Raw genomic sequence first — 18,971 nt, forward strand, 5'->3', positions numbered from 1 at the left:
GGGCGTATTATAACGTTAATCCACCTATAAAACGATGTGCAAGCCGTCAAAGTTTGTCTCGACTTAGGTCGCTGTTGTGTCATATAAGGTTAAATTGGTATGTTGTTTATTGAAGAAACTTCGCCGCCGCCATTTTATCAAGAGCAGATTACTGATGAAAAACGCACTCAGCTTGATAAATGGTTTATTGGCAATCGCTCACAAGCTTATTATCTAAAGCGTTTTTCTGAATTTGATGCACAAGGCTATTTGTCCGCCAAGTGGAACTGGGCCGCTTTTTTGGCCACTTTTGGCTGGCTGTTATATCGTAAGCGTTATCTAGATTGTATTGTTTATACTGTCGCAGGTTGGTCATTTATTCAGTTGAATGTGGTTATTGCCTTGGTGGCTTTTGAGTTTGCTTTCATGTCTTTTGTGCCAGATGCCTATCAAATGTTCACCCGCATTGCGATAGCTGCTGTTATCTGGTTGTTTTGGTCAGTAATGGTGGGCAGATGGGCAGATGCTTATTATTATCGCATGGCACGGCGTGAGATAGCCGATGTCTTGGCTGATTATCCAAAGCAGCCTGATCATCAAAAAGCGCACTTAAACAAGGAGGGGGGTACCAGCTTGGTGGGGCTTGGGGCTGCTTTTGCTATCTTTATATTTTTATTGTTTGTCATTCAAAATCGCTTTTTGCCGTTATATGCCCAGCCCAAAGAGCATGGCATAATTCAAGACACCTTTATGCAAACCCGCATAGTGACCGGAGAGATTGAGCAGCAATTTCAGTCTCAAGGCAAATGCCCTATTGACTATCAGCCTGATGAGGCTAGTGAGAATCTAACATTTGAGGTAGTAGAACAAACCTCAGCTTTGGGTAATAAGCCCAGCAGTTGTGTGCTGATTGCCACCATACAAAACATTCCTTTCCCCAATCGCAATCTAAATGGGCAAAGCTACATCATGTATCGACCTTCTGATCAAAAGCAGGAACGATGGCAATGCATTACCTCACTGAACGAGAAGAAGAGACCACCCATTTGCTCTAGTAGCTAATAGCCCTTAATAAACAATAGTAGATAAATAAGAGTGGCCTGATAACTATTAGCCTTTAATAGCTAATAGCATCTGACTATGACTTCTTAGAGAGGCCCACCGCAGTTTCAATCTCCTCTAAGTCAAGCTTCTTACCCTCAGTGTGATCGGAGTCAAATAAACTTTCAAGCTCCATCAATGAAGCCTGCACTGACTCAATGAGCTTAGCCTCATCTTCGTAAATGGCTTGCTGCTGCTCTAGTAGCTTATCGTCATAGTCACGGAAGGCGGTAATGGTCTCCCGTGCTTTTTCAGGAGAGATACCCAATAATTCTAATGACTCGCGTGACATATCGAGTGACGATAGGTAAGTTTCACGCCAGATATGAGTTATGCCTATTTCACGCAAACGGTAATAATGGGCACGGTTGCGGGCACGCACTAGGATTTGTAGATGTGGATAATTATTATGCAGGTAGCGAGCAGTAGAAATTGAGCGCTCCACATCATCAATAGCAATAATAAATATTCGGGCTTTTTCGATTCCGGCAGTTCTTAATATTTGCGGGTTCTGCGGGTTACCATAATACACTTGGTTACCAAATTTACGGACGAAATCGACCTGGTTAGCAGAGCTTTCAATGGCGGTAAATTCGATATTATGCATACGCAGCACTCGGCCGATAATCTGACCGACACGGCCAAAGCCTGCGATAATGACAGGGTGTTCATGGTCAGGAATGCTGTCGTACTCTCGGTCTGGTTGTCTTTTTGCAAATCTAGGCTCACCAAACTTCTCAAGCAGAATAAATCCAATAGGAGTTAGCGCCATAGAGATGGTCACAATTAGGGTAAGCAGATTGGCATGCTCAGGTCGTAGTACGTTTTGGTTGGCTGCGGTGCTGAATAACACAAAAGCAAACTCACCACCTTGGGCTAAGGTAACCCCTAGACGAATACTGGTCGGTAAGCGGTTACCGAGTAGGCGAGCAATGGCTGTGATTACCCCAAATTTGATAATCATTAACACAATGGCAGCCCCAATAATAAAGGCCGGATGTGCCAAGATGAGCTTAACGTCAGTTAACATACCTACTGACATAAAGAACAGACCTAAAAGTAGACCTTTAAACGGCTCAATACTGGCTTCAAGCTCATGGCGATATTCAGAGTCAGCCAATAGTACCCCAGTCAGGAATGCCCCAAGGGCCATAGACAGACCAATTTGGCCCATCAAAATAGACACCCCCATTACAATAAATAAAGCCACAGCAGTAATAAGCTCATTGGCACCACTTAAGGCCACAAACTTGAAGAAAGGGCGAACCACATAGCGGCTAACTAAGAATAAACCCCCAAATACAGCTACCACTTTACCAAAGTAGATTAAGTCATAAGTCTGTTCGCGGACCCCGGATAAAAAAGGAATGGCCGCCAGTAGGGGAATAACCGCAATATCCTGAAATAATAAGATAGTAAAAGCTTCACGGCCATGAGTACTAGAAAGCTGTTCTTTTTCAGTCAGCACTTGCAGTACAAAGGCAGTGGAAGAGAGTGCCAGACCAAAGCCTACAATAAAGGCGGTGTCTAGCTTGAGCGGAGTAAACTGAAAAATAAGGCCCATTAACAATAGACCAGTGACCCCAACTTGCAGCCCGCCAAAGACGAAGATAGAGTGACGTAGTGCCCATAATCTCGACGGTTGCAGCTCAAGACCAATGACGAACAGCAGCATTACCACGCCGAACTCGGAGAAATGCATCAAGCTTTCAGCATCCCCGGCCACATCGAACACACTGGGTCCGAGTAAAAGACCAGTAATCAGGTAACCCAATACCGTTGAGATATGAAGCCGCTTACCTAATGGGACTAATAATAAAGCTGCGCCCAAAAATATAGTGGCTTGAAGCATTAGGCTAGGCTGTACGAGGGAGGCTGCAAACATTAGCGGTCCTTGTTGGTAGAGCTATTTTTCATATATTAATATGTTGTAAGAAGTTAGCGGGTAACCTGATCCTTAAGCGGTTCAGTCATTAGTTAATAACTAAATCAGGGCTATCAGCGCTTTTTGTATACCTTCCAAACCCCATTATCAGCCAAAGGATTGCTATAAGCATCATTGCGTCGTTTGCGCGGCTTTTGACGACTATCCACTATCTTAAAGTCGGGTAGGGCGTGAATGATTAGACCGGTGCGATAAAACCTAATACGTTCAGGCTCCAGTAATTCCCCTTTGTCGTTTTTACAAAAAACATAAGCACGAAGGTCAATAAACTGCCTATGAGCTACCAAACGGGCGGTTTCATCATTTGCAAAGACCTTTTCTAGACGCAGACACTCAGCCTCAGTAAATTCTCCACACTTGTCGATTAAAGCCCCAACAGAGCCAAAGTTTTTTGACTCTTTGGCTCGAGTTTTGGTCAAATGTAGTCGCTGCACATGATAAATAAACTGCGGTATTTCCAAGCTGGCAGGCAGAGGCAGGTTGTCGGGCGGCAGATAAGCGGCTGGATAAAAATTCAAGGCACGGTCAATTAAAGGCTGCCAGCGTTTATGATAAGCGGCAACCTCGTCTTTATTACCTTGATAGATAGGCATATCTCTAACTTGTTGTAGGATATCTGGGGGGAATTGATCTGCTCGAAAAGCAGCAATATCTGCTTGTAAAGTAGAAAGTAACTCTTTGGCCAGAGACTTACCCTCCTTCGATAAAGGATCTTGGATAATATCTTCTGGAGCGACAAAAGGGGCAGATCGTCTTGACATAATTGCTATAGGTTCATTATTAAGAGAGTTAAAACCATGTTATCATAACTGGGCAATCTAACTGCATTACTGTAATCTATGCGCCCTATTATTTTGGCCACAATATATGCAGTAGTAAGCAGTCGATATTTTTTTTAAAGCCCATATATAAATCTAGGGCTTGGATAACGAGTTAGTAGATTTTTTTGACAAACTTGAAATTATTTTAAGTATTAACCTGTAATAACTCAACTTTAATTTTATTGGCTAAGCGACTGTCAACAATAATGTTTCAGCTGTTAGTAATAATGTTTAAAAAGCTTAGACCGGTATAGATTGCTAAAATCCGTGGTTAACCGACCTCCTATTTAATTAATTGACTATAAAGCACTCTGATTTCATTCTCAATCATTAACGCCTTGTAAAACCAAGTGAGATAAAAAATGTCCATAAAACCTGTCGTCGCCTTAATAGGTCGCCCTAATGTGGGTAAATCGACAATATTTAACCAAATGACCAAATCGCGTCAGGCATTAGTGGCTGATTTGTCCGGCCTCACCCGTGACAGACAGTATGGTGATGCCACCTATAACAACAAGTCTTTTGTTGTTATTGATACCGGCGGTATTGGTGAAGCAGATGATGGTCGTGGTGGTATCGACGACTATATGTCTGCCCAATCACATACAGCCATTCACGAAGCTGATATTATCGTGTTCGTGGTTGATGCCCGTGCCGGAATGATTGGCGCAGATGCTGAAATTGGCAAAATGCTGCACACCTTAGGCAAGCCTGTATATCTGGTAGCCAATAAAATTGATGGGGTGCATGATGCCGCGCCTGCTGAGTTCTATGCTCTAGGCTTGGGAGAGCCGTATCCAATGACGGCCAGTCATGGTCGTGGTATTGCCAACTTACTAGATGACCTTACCGAAGACATGCCTGAAGATGTCGAAGAAGAGGAGCAAGATGGTTTAAAGCTTGCCATTATTGGTCGTCCTAATGTGGGTAAATCTACGTTAGTAAACCGTATGCTGGGCGAGGATAGAGTCGTGGTATATGACATGCCTGGCACCACGCGCGACAGTATCTATATCCCTTATGAGCGTAATGGCAAAAATTACGTGATCATTGATACAGCAGGTGTACGACGTCGTGGTCGTATCGATGAAAAAGTAGAAAAATTCTCAGTCATCAAGACCCTGCAGGCGATTAAAGACTCTAATGTGGTCGTGGCAGTTATTGATGCGCAAGAAGGCATTGTTGATCAAGATCTGCATATGCTCGGCTATGCGCTAGATGCTGGCCGTGCTATCGTGGTGGCGATTAACAAATGGGATGGTCTGTCAGAGGACCAAAAAGACTTGATTCGTTTTGAGCTTGATCGCCGCTTTAGCTTTATTCCTTATGTTAAAGTGCACTTCATCTCAGCGTTACATGGTACTAACGTAGGTAACTTATATCCCTCGATTCATAAAGCTTATGAGTCTTCGATGTTTAAAGTGTCTACCAGCCGTTTGACCCAGATTCTAGAAGATGCGGTGGCTGCCAATCCGCCTCCTATGTCAGGGGGACGCAGAATTAAGTTACGTTATGCTCACTTAGGTGGTCATAATCCACCTATTATTGTGATTCATGGTAACCAAACTGGTTCGTTGCCAAAAAGCTATCAGCGCTATTTAGAAAACGAATTCCGTAAAGTGTTTAAGTTAGAAGGAACTCCTTTAAGAGTTGAGTTCAAACTAAATACCAACCCTTATGCGGGCAAGAAGACTACTTCTTCCAAAAAGCTAAGACCTGGAGTATCAGAGGCCCGTCAAAAGCGCCGTGATATGAAGTATAAAAAAGGCTCACATAAGCGTTAGTTGCTGATTTATAAAGCACAATGTACTTTAATAAAAATAGGGGCTGTCATTGACAGCCCCTATTTTTATTCAATAGCCTTACTTTATCTCAATATCCTAGGCTCAATATCATTCAATAGTCTGGAATAAACTAAAGGCTTAGAATAAGTTACTAAAGAATTTAGCAATATGTTGCCAAGCACGCTTGAAGATACCTGATTTCTCTACCGCTTCAGTAGCAACGATAGGTACCGAAGCCACAGATTTACCATCAATTACCGCCATCATACGACCAATCTCTTGGCCCTTAGCGATTGGGGCTTGAATGTCATCAGAAATATTAATCACAGTGCTTATTTGGTCTGATTGAGTTTTAGTGGTTAATACTTTTAAAGCTTCGCCTGTGGCCGCTTTAACTTCATTTTTTTCACCAAAATAAACAGGAACAGTATCTACAAACTGATTGGCGGGAGCCACAACTTTGGTGTCAAAGTGACCAAAACCCCAGTTTAATAATTCGCGAGACTGGTCAGCACGCTCCTGCATGCTCTTAGTGCCCATAATCACTGAGATAAGACGCATATCGTTGCGTAAGCTAGAAGCCGCTAGACAGTAGCCTGCAGCATCAGTATGCCCGGTTTTTAGGCCATCTACTGTACTATCTGTGCGTAATAAGGCGTTGCGGTTGCCTTGAGTGATGTTGTTGTAGGTGAATTCTTTTTCTGAATACAGCTTATAATAATCGCCACCTTGCTTAATGATGGCACGAGATAAGATAGCTAAATCACGAGCAGAAGCGTAGTGATTTTCATCTGGCATACCTGTAGAGTTAACAAAGTTGGTATTGGTCATGCCAAGCTCTTTGGCTTCAGCATTCATTAGCTGGGCGAAAGCTTGCTCGCTGCCGGCAATGTGTTCGGCCATTGCTTTTGAGGCATCATTACCTGATTGAATAATAATACCGCGTAGCATATCAATTACAGAGGCTGTTTTATTTACAGGCACATACATACAAGATTGATTGCTTGCACCACGGCACCAAGCATTTTCGCTCATGAGCACTTGGTCATCTTCTTTTAATTCACCAGCCATCAACTTCTTCTCAATGATATGGCTGGTCATCATCTTAGTCAGAGAGGCAGGAGGCAGAGGCTGGTCTGCATTTTTTTCAGCCAAAATAGCACCGGTATCATAATCCATCAAGACATAAGCGGTGTTATCCATCTCTGGCGGCGGAACTGGGGCAGCTGAAGTTACGGCTGATACAGCTAGAAGCCCTGAGCCTAATACAAAAGATTTAACAATAGATAAAGGGGTTACAGTATTAGTTTTCACTAATAAAGAAGGTAATAGCTTATTTTCAGGAGCAGTCATATCTAGGACACCATATTTGGTCATAGTTTATTTCAGAGTTAATCATAGGCTTAAATCTAAAGCCGCATTCAGCACTTTTATTTATAACTTAGCAATAAGCTAAGCCCAAGATGCGGTTAATGCAGTTATCTAGAGATTATAAGTTGTGATGACATCTGAATGAATCTAAATGGAAGGTAAAGGTTTATTATGTTACAAGTAGTACATAATAGAAGTTTAAAAGCGTTAGGTCTATCCTTAACTATAAATAGAAACTATTGACAGTGGGGCCAAACGAGTCAGTATATTAACAAATTGCACAAATGGGTTAAACAAATAATTTACTAAATAGACTCTAAATTGGCTAAGTTAGCTTTTCAATCTTGTTTTGACTGACAAGCTGGAGGAAATACACAATATATCGGCGAAAAAAAAGAGCCGAATCAAAGGTATCGACTCTCTTTTATTTTTATAATTTTTTATTACTTCATTACTATGCACTTTACGCTATAAGCTATTATGTTATGAGATCAATTTAGCCATAAAATAGTATTAAAAGTCAGCGCTTGCCAGATCAGTACACAAGGCTAAGTTCTCATCACGAGAGTAACTTAAAGTCCAGTTGCGCATACTCGATAATATGGCCTTATAGTCTTGTTGAGTAGATAAATAGCGAATGGCTGCTTTTGGATTCTCAATAGAGGGTAGCATCTGTTTTAATTGCTGATTATACGTCTTTTGGAAGTTTTGTCTTTGTTGGCGGTTCAACATGGGTGGACACACCTCAGATAATACTTGCAGTACTGCAATCTCATGCTTGGTTGCTGTGGCACGTGACAAATCAACAGGAATTGTAGTTTGTGCAGCTTGTACTAAGGTTGACCCTGCTAAAGCCACAGAGCCAATAAGGGCAGATAAAGCCAACTTACGGGCACTACTGCTCATTGAGCTGCTTAATACGGAATTACTTAAAAGGCTTGTCATAAGTTTTTTCATAGTCATTATCATCATATTTAGAGATAAGTAATCTATCGATATCCGTGGAATGCTATCATTTCAGGTTAAGAGCATTTAAGGTCAAAAGACTATTTATGGTCACATGACTTAAACCAATCACTTAAAGATGACGCTTATTGTGATATCACATAGATTTTTAAATCAAAAACAGGTTTTAGAAGTTAGGTATGCTCTTTATTTATTAGGTATTCTATTTATTTAATAGTATTAATTGTTGAGTAGCATCAAGTTATATGGTTAGTATTTTTTATTAAGCTTCTAAAATTAACTACTATTTATTAATTGTATTATGGCATTGTTAATTTACCCAGATGTGTACCAATTGTGATTTATAACAATAGAAGCGTAAATCAATATAGCCAGTAAAGTTATCGTCTTTTTTTTTATTTTCCTAAGCCCACGGGGTAAGAGATAGCCGTGATTTGTAATACAATTCTTTGTTTAGTAAAAATTGTAGGTTAATGAGTATTATTTTAACAGCTTTCAAAGTTGATACCCTAACCAAGCCTGTATGCTATGTAAAGAATCGTTATAACAGTTGCGTGTATATTGACATAAGTTGCTGAGCGATTAGGATATTCAGTTATGAATAAATAATCGATTGGTATGATAAGCGGTAATTGTGTCTAACTGCTGAGTAAGCCGGATAATGACTACGATAAAATACTGAACTATATTAATAAGTTATCGTGGTTCAAAGTCCAAGATTCCGTCATTTCATCTAATATTTAAATTTGTTGTTATTGTATTTTTATAGGGAGACATTTATGTCCAGCATTTTTTTGACAGGCAACAGTGAGGGTACTCATTTGGCTGCCAGCTCAAAGCTTAATTCATCTACCAAAGTAAAAGGGTTAGCGCTTGCAGTGTTGGGTGGAGCCTTAATGTTATCCGGCTGTGCAACCAAGCCCACCTATCAACCCACAGGCCCTGTGGTACAAGTCGATGCTCGTGGTGTCCCCAACTATTATAAAGTTCAATCAGGGGATACAGTGAGTCATATTGCAGCTCGCTATGGCCTTAATTACCGTCAAATTGGTGCTTTAAACCGCTTGGATAGCCGTTACACTATTTATGCTGGACAATGGCTCAAGCTGTGGGAAGGGGGTGGTAACGTTGTCGCCAATAGACCTGTCAATACTAGACCTTCTACGCCGCCAGTACAGACTAGAGCTCCTGTCAGCACACCAAGTTATACTCCTCCGCCAACGGCAACCACTACCAAAGGGTATGCTTATCCTACCAGTAACCCAGTTGTCAAAAACTTTAATGCCAACTCAGGGGATATGGGCATGTGGTTCAGTGGCAGTATTGGCGACCCTGTATTGGCAAGTAAAGCTGGGGTGGTAATGTATGCGGGCAACGGCTTGCCTGAATACGGTAACTTGATCATGATTAGACATGATTCTCGATACATAACGGTCTATGCTCACAACAATCAGATTTTAGTCAATGAAGGCGACCAAGTACAGGCTGGGCAACGAATTGCCACTATGGGTAGCACAGGGCAAACTACTATGGTCGGCTTACAGTTCCAAGTTCGTGAAAATGGTACGCCAATTGACCCAAGAGCCGTACTAGGTCTTTAATTAATGACTTAATTTGGTAGCATTGCCACCAAGATAAAGTAATGCAAATAAATTAAAGCACTCAGACCAAAAGACATGAAGTAAAAAAACACCCTATCGTAAGATAGGGTGTTTTTTTGGTAGAAAGTCAAATCAATTTAACGTTGTATTAAACTCGGTATTAATTAAAGATTTTTACATAAGCATTAGCACGAAGCTCTTGTAGCCAGTCTTCTTGAGCTTGTGGTGCTAAGCGCTGGAATAAGGCTTCACGAGCAAGATTGCGCTTAATAGTATCACTAACGTCTTTTTCACGGACGCCTTCAACTTTTAGGATATGCCAGCCAAACTGTGATTTAAATGGAGTAGAGAAGTCACCTTCAGGGGTGCGCTTCATCATCTCTTCAAACTCTGGCACCATTTGACCTTCTGTTACCCAGTCAAGATCACCACCACGACCTGCAGAGCCTGGGTCATCTGAGTAGGTAGCAGCAAGTGAGGCAAAGTCAGCATCACGGCGAAGCTGCTCATACAAATCATTGACACGCTGTTCTACTAGAGCATCATTATTACGCTCATCTGTTTTTACTAAAATATGACGAACTTTCCACTGAGGGATAATCATATTATCGCTGTTACGCTTATCTACCAGCTTCACAACGTCAATACCTTCAGGAGTAATTTGTGGTGCAGTCACTTGTCCAACTTCAAGTGGGGTAATTTGCTTAGCAATATCTGTTGGTAGGCCAGCTGCAGGGTGGTAGCCCATGTCACCGCCTTGAACAGGAGCCACATAATTCTTAGCAATACCTGTGGTTAGCTGATTCAAGATAGCTTGGGCGTCATTACTGCTCTTAAGTAGCTCTTGAGTTTGTTGGGCGATTTGCATCGCAGTATTCTTTTCGCTTTCGGTAATACGGTTATAGTCATCACTAAAAGGAATACGAATATGAATGGTGCGGTACTCAGTGCTTTGTAGCTTTTGGGCTTCAGGAGAAGCCAAAAAAGCATCAACATCATGTTCAGTAATGCGAACGCGATTGGCAACTTGGCTTTGTTGCAGTGCTTTTAGGGACTCTTCCTCGATGACTTGAGCGCGTACAGCAGCATAGCGCCCTGGCTGTCTCGCATCAAGGGCTTGCTGTAATTCAGATAAAGACTTTAAGCCTTGGGCCTGCGCCAAGCGGGCTAAGCTTTCATTAACTGCATCAGGACTAGGTCTGATTCCAGCTCTTTTCACCATATCTAATTGTAACTCGCGCAAAATTAGACTATTTAGTACCTCACTTTGTAAGCGTTGAGGGCTAGGGGCAGGCTGACCACTGGCTTTAATGCGCATTTGAGCCGAAGCTATTGCTGCCGCTAACTCGCTTTTTAGAATAGGCGTATCATTTACCAAGGCAATAATGCCATTACTACTTTCACTAACAGAGATTGGTGCTTGGACATCAGCTGGATTTACCTTCTCAGTTGCTTGAGTGGCAGTCGCTGAGTCTGCAGCTTTATCGGCAGCCTGTGCTGTTAAACTGAGGCTGGCTAGTACAGTAGACACCAGTAATGCATCAGTTAGCTTTTTTAGACGGAATTTTGATGTGTCTAAAGCTTTGGTATGTGAGCAAGAATGCTTCGATTTATAGTGCTGAGTATTTAATGCTGTCATAAGTAGCCTGTTTTTAGCTTGAGTATTGCCTTATAAAAATGTTTATAAGGCAGTAAATCGTTAAAAATTTATTAAACCTATTGTAATCCACAAAAATCATAGGGTTAAGGGGTATATTAGTTTAAATTATTTTTTCCATAAGTAGTCTACAGGTTCTAGACCTAGGATTTTGTCATCTAAGTGCTTAGTTAAGCGGCTTCTTCTATCGCCAAAGCCATTAATTCTAAACTCTGCCATGATGGCACGCGTAGGTTTGTCTTCTAAGTTTAGGTCATTATAGTAACTACGGCCATAGATTGAAAACCCATAACAACAATCTTCATAGTCTATACCAACTGTGGCATCAATAAATTTATTATCGTCGGTATCAAATTGTCCCTGACCTAATAATCGCCAGTTTTCGTTAATTGGGATAATGGTCGAAGCAGTCAAAGCAGATAAAGCCGCTTGATTGGTGATGAGATCTTCTTTACGCTCAATTACACCAAAGTTAATTAAGCTATTTGGTGTGGGGTTATAGCGAACTTGGCTCGCGATGTAGTTTAAATTGTTGTCTGAGTCTAAGGCCCCATTAAAATCAAACCAAAGGTTACGATAGGGCTGTAAGCTTGAACGCCAAGCAACACCTGTTGAATTTACATCTAAAGTTCCTTCAGTCTCATCCAAACCTACTTTGGGTTTGTTTAGGAAGAATTGATCACCGATACCGCCATCAAAGCGTGTGACACCCATCGAATCAATATAACGATAGTTAAGCCCTAAAGCCACGCTATTGTTATCGGCAATCCTATCATGACCTAAGAACCAACTATCAGCAAATAATTGGTCATAATCAAAAGAGGCGATGCGGGTATCAAAGTTAGGTAAAGCACTTTGATTCTCATAAGGAGAGTAGCTGTATTTGATGCGGGGAGTTAAAAGTTGATAGCCTCCCATACTGTTGTCAAACCAACCAAAAGGTGAGCCGGCACTATAAAAGTTTAGTCCTGAGTCTACACTAAAGCTAGGCACGAACACCGATTGATCATTATCATCTTTTGAGACATTGTTGTCGATACGGCTTTCTTCATCAAAAGCTGTATACAAATGCTGCAAGCTAACTTTAGGTTTAACGTAACCCCAAGTCTTCTCTACAGGGTAACTAGCGCTGATTTTATTGTAGAGTCGGATCCCACTTTTTTCACTTTCAGAACCATCATTAATCGACTTCTTAAAGTAGGCCGAATCGTGAGTTCCGGTAACGACAAAGTTATCCAAAGCATTGTTAAACTTAGGAAGGCGATAGTCGACTGTTAGCTGCGGTAAGCGAGAATAAGGCTTATCTTTATCCGCTATTACATTACCTTGGGCATCTACCGCCTTTAGAGTTTGAAAAGTCTCTACCTTCAATTCAGCATCAACGAAGTCATCATAGTATTTGACTCGGCCGCGTCTTGGTAAGTTTAGACGGTTTTCTACTAAGCCGTAGTCATCGAAGTCGTTGATGTAGTCAGGGTCAGAGACGTAACTATAAACCGCATCTGCCGTTAAGCGAGGAATATTTTCAGACGCCCAGTCATGACGATAGAAAATCCCAGTTCTATCTTCATCATCATATTTTTTATCTCTGGGCATATAAGCGGTGGTCAGCTGACCATGACCGTAGTTCTCAGTCAAGTAGCGCATTTCACCGGTAATCATGGGATTACGGTTGGTATAGACATCAGTCGTAATGGTGGCATCGTAATTAGGAGCTAAGTTTAGATAGTAAGGAACACTTAACTTTAGGCCACTATCACTATCAATACGAGCACTGGGGGTTAACAAGCCACTACTGCGGCGGTCATCAACTGGGAAGTTGAAATAAGGCAGATAAAATATAGGCACGTTGCCCAAACGGAAAGTAGCATCATAAGCTTCTCCGCGGCCACTTTCGCTATCAATATCAATTTGCTCTGCTTCTATCTGCCACTTACGATCAGTAGGCGGGCAGGTAGAGAACATAACTTTTTCAAGCTCATAATGAGTGTCGTCAGGCTTGTTTAATCGGTGCGCATAGCCATGGGCCTGCATGGGCACGCTGGCAAAAGCCACATCATAGGCTGTGGCTTTACTGCTATGAGTATCATAAGCAAGCTCTTCTGCCACGGCAATCATGCCAGCACTGCTATTTTTTAGGGTTTGTTTTTGGCTTCCAGCTTGAGGCAGCTGTTTTGATCCTGACTCTGCCAGAAGCACACCGCCTTTTGCGCCAGCGATGCCAGTATTAAGATCTAGAGCAATTTGATCGGCAGTAACTAGTTTGCCGTCTTGCATAACCTCCACATTACCAGCAAGCTCTACATAGGTATCATTGTCATAGTAACCATAGTCAGCAACGGCATGTAGGGGCAGTCCATTGGCCGTAGATAGCCCATCTTGTTGCTGCGCCCTCTGAACGGCTTGTTGATAGTTGGCATCGGCTCCAGCGGTGTTTGGCGTAACCCAAACCCCTTCACAGCGATAGGCGGATGCACCATCTGCCTGATAATTAAAGATATTAGGGGCAGCAACAGGAGCGAAGGTTTGAGCTTCGACTACCTGAGCGCCCTTTGTCGAATTGTCATTACTGTTAATGCGCTCACGCAGCTCTTCAGATTGCGACTGATAAAATTGTGATAGGCGCTCCAAGCTTTTTTGTACCGAGTCTTCTTTAAAAGTAGAGGCCAAAGCCTTAGAGTTATCTACTCTTTGACTAATTTTTGAGCTTTTAGGAGCATTAGAGGAAGAGGTGGCTGCAGCTCTGCTTGAGTCAGAAAGGCCTTTACCTGATTTTGGGTTGGTCGGCGCTCTAAGCTCAGTTTCCTCTTTATTACTGGTATTATCTAAGCGGCTATTAGTAGTGGCTGTCGAATTATTACGCCCGGGCACTGCAGAGGCAGACGTACTCTTTAACTCAATAAACTCATCCTCAGGATAGCTTATAGTATTTTCAATGAGGTTATTATCCGCTAACGCTAGTGTAGGCTCAGTCGGTTTAGTCTCAAACCCGACAGCTTCTAAGGCCTCTTCTTGGGTCTGTGCCACATTTTTATTTGGGGTAGAGGTTAAGCTTGAAGCTGGTGAAGGGGCGTTAGAGTAAGAAAATTTATTGCTAATGGACTCTTCTAGCTCTGGATTTGAGGCAGGTGCTTTGGTATGAGTAACTCGTTTATAAGTAACCCGTGAAGAGTCCGATAAGGTAGCTATTTGCTCTTTTTGTCCTTTATTAGCAATCTGTGGCTTCTTACTGCTAGTTTTATCGCTAGCAGGGCTGGCTTTCACAGTTTGCACTGAATCAAGAGACGAGACAGACTCAGCCTGTGGGCTAACAATAGCTCCATAAGCACTAGGCACGCTAATCAGCAGCGGTAAGCTGATGACTAAGCGACTGGTGTAATGCGGTTGGCGTGTAAATTCACGGCAAGCACGCAATATACTGCGGTAGAGTTGCGAGTACAGCAAAAGATTACCTTATTGAGTTGAAAAATATTTTGATCTTACCCTAATCAATCAGCCCCTATAAAAATAAAAGCTTGCTTAGGGCAACAGCTACATTCTAATTTTGTATCAAACCAGTTTTGTTAAACCAATATTGCACTAGACGACAATATTGTACTAAACCACAATATGGTACTAAACCATAATATCGTACTAAGGCTTATTATCTTTTATTACAATGATATAATCCACTTTATATCAAACTAATATTATAAGTTGTTATTGATAAGCTTTTGAAATAGCCCCTATTATATAGCCTTGTGGCACCGTTGTGAGTATATAAATCTGCAATATCTTATCATAGTCAAAAAAAGGCAAATCAGCTACACTATAGGCTTTAAAATATAATCAATAGGCTTTGAAGTATAATCCAGCTATTTCGCAGCTTAAGCAGTCGCTTTATTTGGCTATATGGTTATTTTTTTATAGTTATTATTTAGCCTAATAGTTGTTTAGCCTAATGATTGTTTAGCCTGATAATTTACCCTAAAGCTTGTTTTTACACCCAAGATACCTTAAACCAACTTTGAAACTAGAGTATTATTCATAATTTTACGCTCATATCCTATTGGCTAACTGTTAAAGATTTGTATGAGCATCACATACCCGTATCTCTCTTCAATATAAAAGCAATTTAACTATGACTAATCCAGAACAAAACTCCGCCAGTGCTCATAATAAAGCGCCGATAACAGCAAACTCTGCAGCAGCCTATCATACTGAGCAGCGATACCAGCAACTGATACAGTTTATTGAAGCAGCTTTTCCTCATCATAAAGTGCGCATTGAAAGTTTGCCAGGTGATGCCAGTTTTCGCCGCTATCACAGAGTGTATCTTGAGGGTAGCGCTGATGAGCAGTCTGCTAGCATCGAAGGTATAGAGCAGGAGTTAGATCCAAGCTACATCGTGATGGATGCGCCGCCTCAGCTTGAACCTATCGAAAGCTTTGTGCGTATAGATAACTTGATGGCTCCGAAAATTAATGTGCCTACTTTATTGGCTCAAGAAGTCGAGCAAGGGTTTTTGGTGCTACAAGATTTTGGCAGTATTGAATTTGCTCATTTAATTGCAGAGGCCAAAATTAAGCAAGATAGTGGCCGTATTGATGAGCTGTATCGTTGGGCGATTGACTGTTTGTTACAGCTACAAACGCTTGATATCGAGCAGGCCAAAAAAGATTTTGATGTGCCTGACTATGATGCTGCGACCTTACAGCGTGAGATGGACTTATTTACCGAATGGTTTTTGCCATACCTTGGCGTAGAGCTAAGCTCTGAGACTCAAGGTATCTGGCAAGACTTTACTCAAGCTTTAATTGAGCAACTATTGCAGCACCCAGAAGTAGTGGTACATAGAGATTACCATAGCCGCAACTTAATGCAGGATCAATATCATAGTAGTGAGCTTGGCGTTATTGATTTTCAAGACGCTTTAATTGGTAGCTATACTTATGATTTGGTGTCTTTGGTAAGAGATGCCTATGTGGATTGGAGTGAGTCTCAAGTTGAATCTTGGATTGAATACTATTGGCAGCGAAGCAAAGAGGTGCATGAAGCTACTGCTGACACGCTGACAGAGTTTACCAGTCAAGTGAATTTAATGGGCATACAGCGTCATCTTAAAGTGCTTGGTATCTTTATTCGACTAGCAGAGCGTGATGGAAAACCCCGTTATCTAGCTGATATTCCAAAAGTATGGCGAGATTTAATGATTGAAATGAAGTGGCTCAGTCAATATGAAGATGCTCAAACCCAAGCCTTCATTCAGCCTGCTTTACAGTGGTTGCAGCAGCAGGTCGAACCCAAATTTAAGCAAAAATTTGCGTAATTGAAGAGGCAGTTCATTTAGAAGCCAGTTTTTACAAGCTAGTTTTGCCAGTATTGATCATTCACCCCAACAAATAAGGTCTATCATGAGTACTAACCCAGCCACAAGCTCAGTATCAGATCCAAGTGGTACTAAGATTACCCAAGCCATGATTTTGGCTGCAGGTAAGGGAACGCGGCTGCGGCCCTTAACCCTAACCACGCCTAAGCCCTTAGTGGAAGTGGGTGGTCAGCCGCTGATTGTGTGGCATATAAAAGCACTAAAAGCAGCTGGGATTGATGATATTATTATTAATACTTCATGGTTATCAGATAAGCTAATGGCGGCGCTTGGTGATGGTAGTCAATACGGCGTGAAAATCCATTGGTCCGTTGAAGATGGGGAACCGCTTGAGACAGCAGGCGGGATTGCTAAAGCACTGCGTGATGGTCTTCTGAAACCATCACCTTTTATCCTTATTAATGGCGATGTCTGGACGGATTATGATCTGGCACAATTAACAGACTATGTGATGACAGCTGACCAGAAAGCTCATTTATTGATGATTAATAACCCTGAGCATAACTTGCAAGGCGACTTTGCTATTAATAATGGTATGGCCAGTGAACAAGCTGTCGCTGGGGCCCAGAAATATACCTTTGCTGGGGTTAGTGTCATCTCACCTGACCTAGTAAAAGGCATCGCTGAAGGGCAAGTTGCTCCTTTGGCTCCGCTGCTCAAGCAAGCTATGCTAAAGCTGCAAGTGACGGCTGAGGTAATGCAAGCGTATTGGGTAGATGTGGGAACCTCTGAGCGTCTTGAGCAAATAAATCAAAAAATTGCCTCAGAAGGCGCAGGAGTGCATAAAGCTAGCCTTGATTAAATTAATTTATAGTCATTAGTTGCTAATAATTGATTTATAGCAGTTACTTTGTCACAACCAAAAAATCGGCCTTAATGGCCGATTTTTTTGCAAATTAAAACATAAGTCAAAAGCACAGTGCCTATGATTATTTAGTTAATTACTTATTTATTTAACTAACTACTTAACAGCAATAAATTAATTAGCTGAGTTAGTAGCCGGCTTAGTGGCTTCAGGCTGAGCAGATGCTGGCTGGTTCTTTAAGTAAGCCTCTCTACTGGCTTGTTGCTGTTTTTCAATTTCACGAAGTTTTTGCTCCTTGATCTCGTTAACTGCACTACTTAGCTGATCACTAATATCCTGTGACTGCTTAGCGGTATTGGCATAGGTGCTATTGCCAATAATAGGGGTATGCTCCACTTGGGGTAAATCTCGTGGAAGCAGTACAGCGTCATTTGGGTTAATCGCAGGTTGAGGAGTATAAGCACTGCTGTCCAAAGGTGGACTTGTGTTTTGTTGTTTTTGACCGTTATTTTGGGTCACATTTTTTTGAGATTGTTTTTTATCTTTGCTATTTCCATTATTACCTTCGCTCTGTTTACTGTCCTCTTCTGCTTTAGTATCAATCTCTGATTTAGCGGACTCCTCTTTTTTGCTCTCATCCTTGCTGTCATCAGAGTTGGTGTCCTCAGCGCTGCTCTCAGCAGAGTCTTCCTCTTTTTTAGTTAAGGTCCGCTCCTCTATCAAAGTGAGCAGAACTTCTTTTTCATGCGCCAAATCTTCAGCATCTGTAGTGGCTTCGCTAGCCTGTGTTGTGACCTCTGAGTCGTCAACGCTTGCGCTTTTTTGACTATTAAAAAAAACAATCAATAAAAGGGCATGTATGGCTAAGGCAAGAGCTATTGCAGGTAGCCATTTTTTTAATGTCCCTCTGTTGTCAGGGGAAGATGATGGGGGTTTTTCATTTTGCATGATTGTCCGCTTTTTTATAAAACATAGTAGGGGCTAAAGGCTTAATGAGTCACTATACCTATTAATAAGTTTACACCCAACACATTAGTTTCCATAGACTTACTGAGAGTTAATTAGCGATATCTGCATCATTTGTAATAACTGTTTCTTGATTCGCCACTGAGTTGATTCGTTTGTAGTTAATTTCTAATCAATTTTGTAGATCAATATTATAGGCCAAAAAAATGAGATATTTAGTTTTGTTAACTTGAGTTTGTTAAAAAAATCTTGTTGCTGACATAATTTGATGGTCCAATTATCGAGTCATTATTAGTTAAAAATAATAACAATAGACAAAATAGGAAGCTCTTTTTCGTTGTTAATATTATAATACTCCCGGAAAACTAGACCAAAAAATTGTAGCAAATAAGATAGAATAACCTTTAGAAAAAGAGGTCTATCTAATGACGAAAGTACGTAAGCGTCACAATGCTGAATTTAAAAGCAAAGTCGCCGTTGAAGCCATCAAAGAACACAAGACCCTCAACGAGTTAACCGCAGAATATGGGGTTCATGCAACCCAAATCAGCAACTGGAAAAAGCAGGCTTTGGCAGTTATCCCTACGGCATTCAATACCAAACAGCA

At 41.5% G+C, this 18,971-nt stretch carries 13 protein-coding genes; 6 read left to right on the top strand and 7 right to left on the bottom strand.

The features are described from left to right. Positions 1 to 99: 99 nt before the first annotated feature. Entirely contained in the window at positions 100 to 1,041 is a 942-nt protein-coding gene (locus G561_RS0106015; RefSeq protein WP_028858740.1) for a DUF2628 domain-containing protein, read from the top strand. 76 nt (positions 1,042 to 1,117) lie between these two features. Here the strand turns inward: G561_RS0106015 and G561_RS0106020 are convergent, their stop codons facing one another. Then, positions 1,118 to 2,965: a monovalent cation:proton antiporter-2 (CPA2) family protein gene (locus tag G561_RS0106020; RefSeq protein WP_028858741.1), complete on the bottom strand. Its 1,848-nt coding sequence runs from the start codon at positions 2,963 to 2,965 to the stop codon at positions 1,118 to 1,120. Between the two features lie 113 nt (positions 2,966 to 3,078). Further along, complete coding sequence (locus G561_RS0106025) at positions 3,079 to 3,786, bottom strand: hypothetical protein (RefSeq protein WP_028858742.1); 708 nt, start codon at positions 3,784 to 3,786, stop codon at positions 3,079 to 3,081. A 422-nt stretch (positions 3,787 to 4,208) separates the two neighbouring features. Here G561_RS0106025 and der point away from each other — a divergent pair, with 422 nt between their 5' ends. Further along, the gene (gene der / locus G561_RS0106030) at positions 4,209 to 5,630 is read left to right on the top strand and encodes a ribosome biogenesis GTPase Der (protein ID WP_028858743.1); all 1,422 of its coding nucleotides are present in this window, start codon (positions 4,209 to 4,211) and stop codon (positions 5,628 to 5,630) included. Positions 5,631 to 5,768: 138 nt separating this feature from the next. On the opposite strand, the gene G561_RS0106035 is transcribed toward der, so the two are convergent. Both G561_RS0106035 and G561_RS0106040 read right to left on the bottom strand, forming a co-directional pair. Continuing rightward, a complete protein-coding gene (locus G561_RS0106035; RefSeq protein ID WP_167667700.1) occupies positions 5,769 to 6,983 on the bottom strand; it encodes a D-alanyl-D-alanine carboxypeptidase family protein in 1,215 nt (404 codons plus the stop codon). Positions 6,984 to 7,514: 531 nt separating this feature from the next. Further along, on the bottom strand, positions 7,515 to 7,946 hold the full coding sequence (locus tag G561_RS0106040) for an MCR_0457 family protein (RefSeq protein ID WP_037031823.1): 432 nt from the start codon (positions 7,944 to 7,946) through the stop codon (positions 7,515 to 7,517). A gap of 800 nt (positions 7,947 to 8,746) precedes the next feature. Between G561_RS0106040 and G561_RS0106045 the strand changes: the two genes are divergently transcribed. Beyond that, entirely contained in the window at positions 8,747 to 9,568 is an 822-nt protein-coding gene (locus G561_RS0106045; RefSeq protein ID WP_051584395.1) for a M23 family metallopeptidase, read from the top strand. A gap of 160 nt (positions 9,569 to 9,728) precedes the next feature. On the opposite strand, the gene G561_RS0106050 is transcribed toward G561_RS0106045, so the two are convergent. Both G561_RS0106050 and G561_RS0106055 read right to left on the bottom strand, forming a co-directional pair. After that, complete coding sequence (locus G561_RS0106050; RefSeq protein WP_028858747.1) at positions 9,729 to 11,207, bottom strand: peptidylprolyl isomerase; 1,479 nt, start codon at positions 11,205 to 11,207, stop codon at positions 9,729 to 9,731. Positions 11,208 to 11,333: 126 nt separating this feature from the next. Then, a complete protein-coding gene (locus tag G561_RS0106055; RefSeq protein ID WP_028858748.1) occupies positions 11,334 to 14,669 on the bottom strand; it encodes an LPS-assembly protein LptD in 3,336 nt (1,111 codons plus the stop codon). 676 nt (positions 14,670 to 15,345) lie between these two features. On the opposite strand from G561_RS0106055, the gene G561_RS0106060 reads away from it, so the two are divergent. Both G561_RS0106060 and murU read left to right on the top strand, forming a co-directional pair. After that, the gene (locus tag G561_RS0106060; RefSeq protein ID WP_081794388.1) at positions 15,346 to 16,533 is read left to right on the top strand and encodes an aminoglycoside phosphotransferase family protein; all 1,188 of its coding nucleotides are present in this window, start codon (positions 15,346 to 15,348) and stop codon (positions 16,531 to 16,533) included. An 85-nt stretch (positions 16,534 to 16,618) separates the two neighbouring features. Next, the gene (murU, locus tag G561_RS0106065) at positions 16,619 to 17,395 is read left to right on the top strand and encodes an N-acetylmuramate alpha-1-phosphate uridylyltransferase MurU (RefSeq protein WP_051584396.1); all 777 of its coding nucleotides are present in this window, start codon (positions 16,619 to 16,621) and stop codon (positions 17,393 to 17,395) included. Positions 17,396 to 17,572: 177 nt separating this feature from the next. Here the strand turns inward: murU and G561_RS0106070 are convergent, their stop codons facing one another. Further along, the gene (locus tag G561_RS0106070; protein ID WP_028858751.1) at positions 17,573 to 18,346 is read right to left on the bottom strand and encodes a hypothetical protein; all 774 of its coding nucleotides are present in this window, start codon (positions 18,344 to 18,346) and stop codon (positions 17,573 to 17,575) included. Positions 18,347 to 18,789: 443 nt separating this feature from the next. Between G561_RS0106070 and G561_RS0106075 the strand changes: the two genes are divergently transcribed. After that, a partial coding sequence (locus G561_RS0106075; protein WP_028858752.1) for a transposase occupies positions 18,790 to 18,971 on the top strand: 182 nt, incomplete at its 3' end.

The sequence above is a fragment of the Psychrobacter phenylpyruvicus DSM 7000 = NBRC 102152 genome (genome assembly GCF_000685805.1).
GTDB lineage: Bacteria > Pseudomonadota > Gammaproteobacteria > Pseudomonadales > Moraxellaceae > Psychrobacter > Psychrobacter phenylpyruvicus.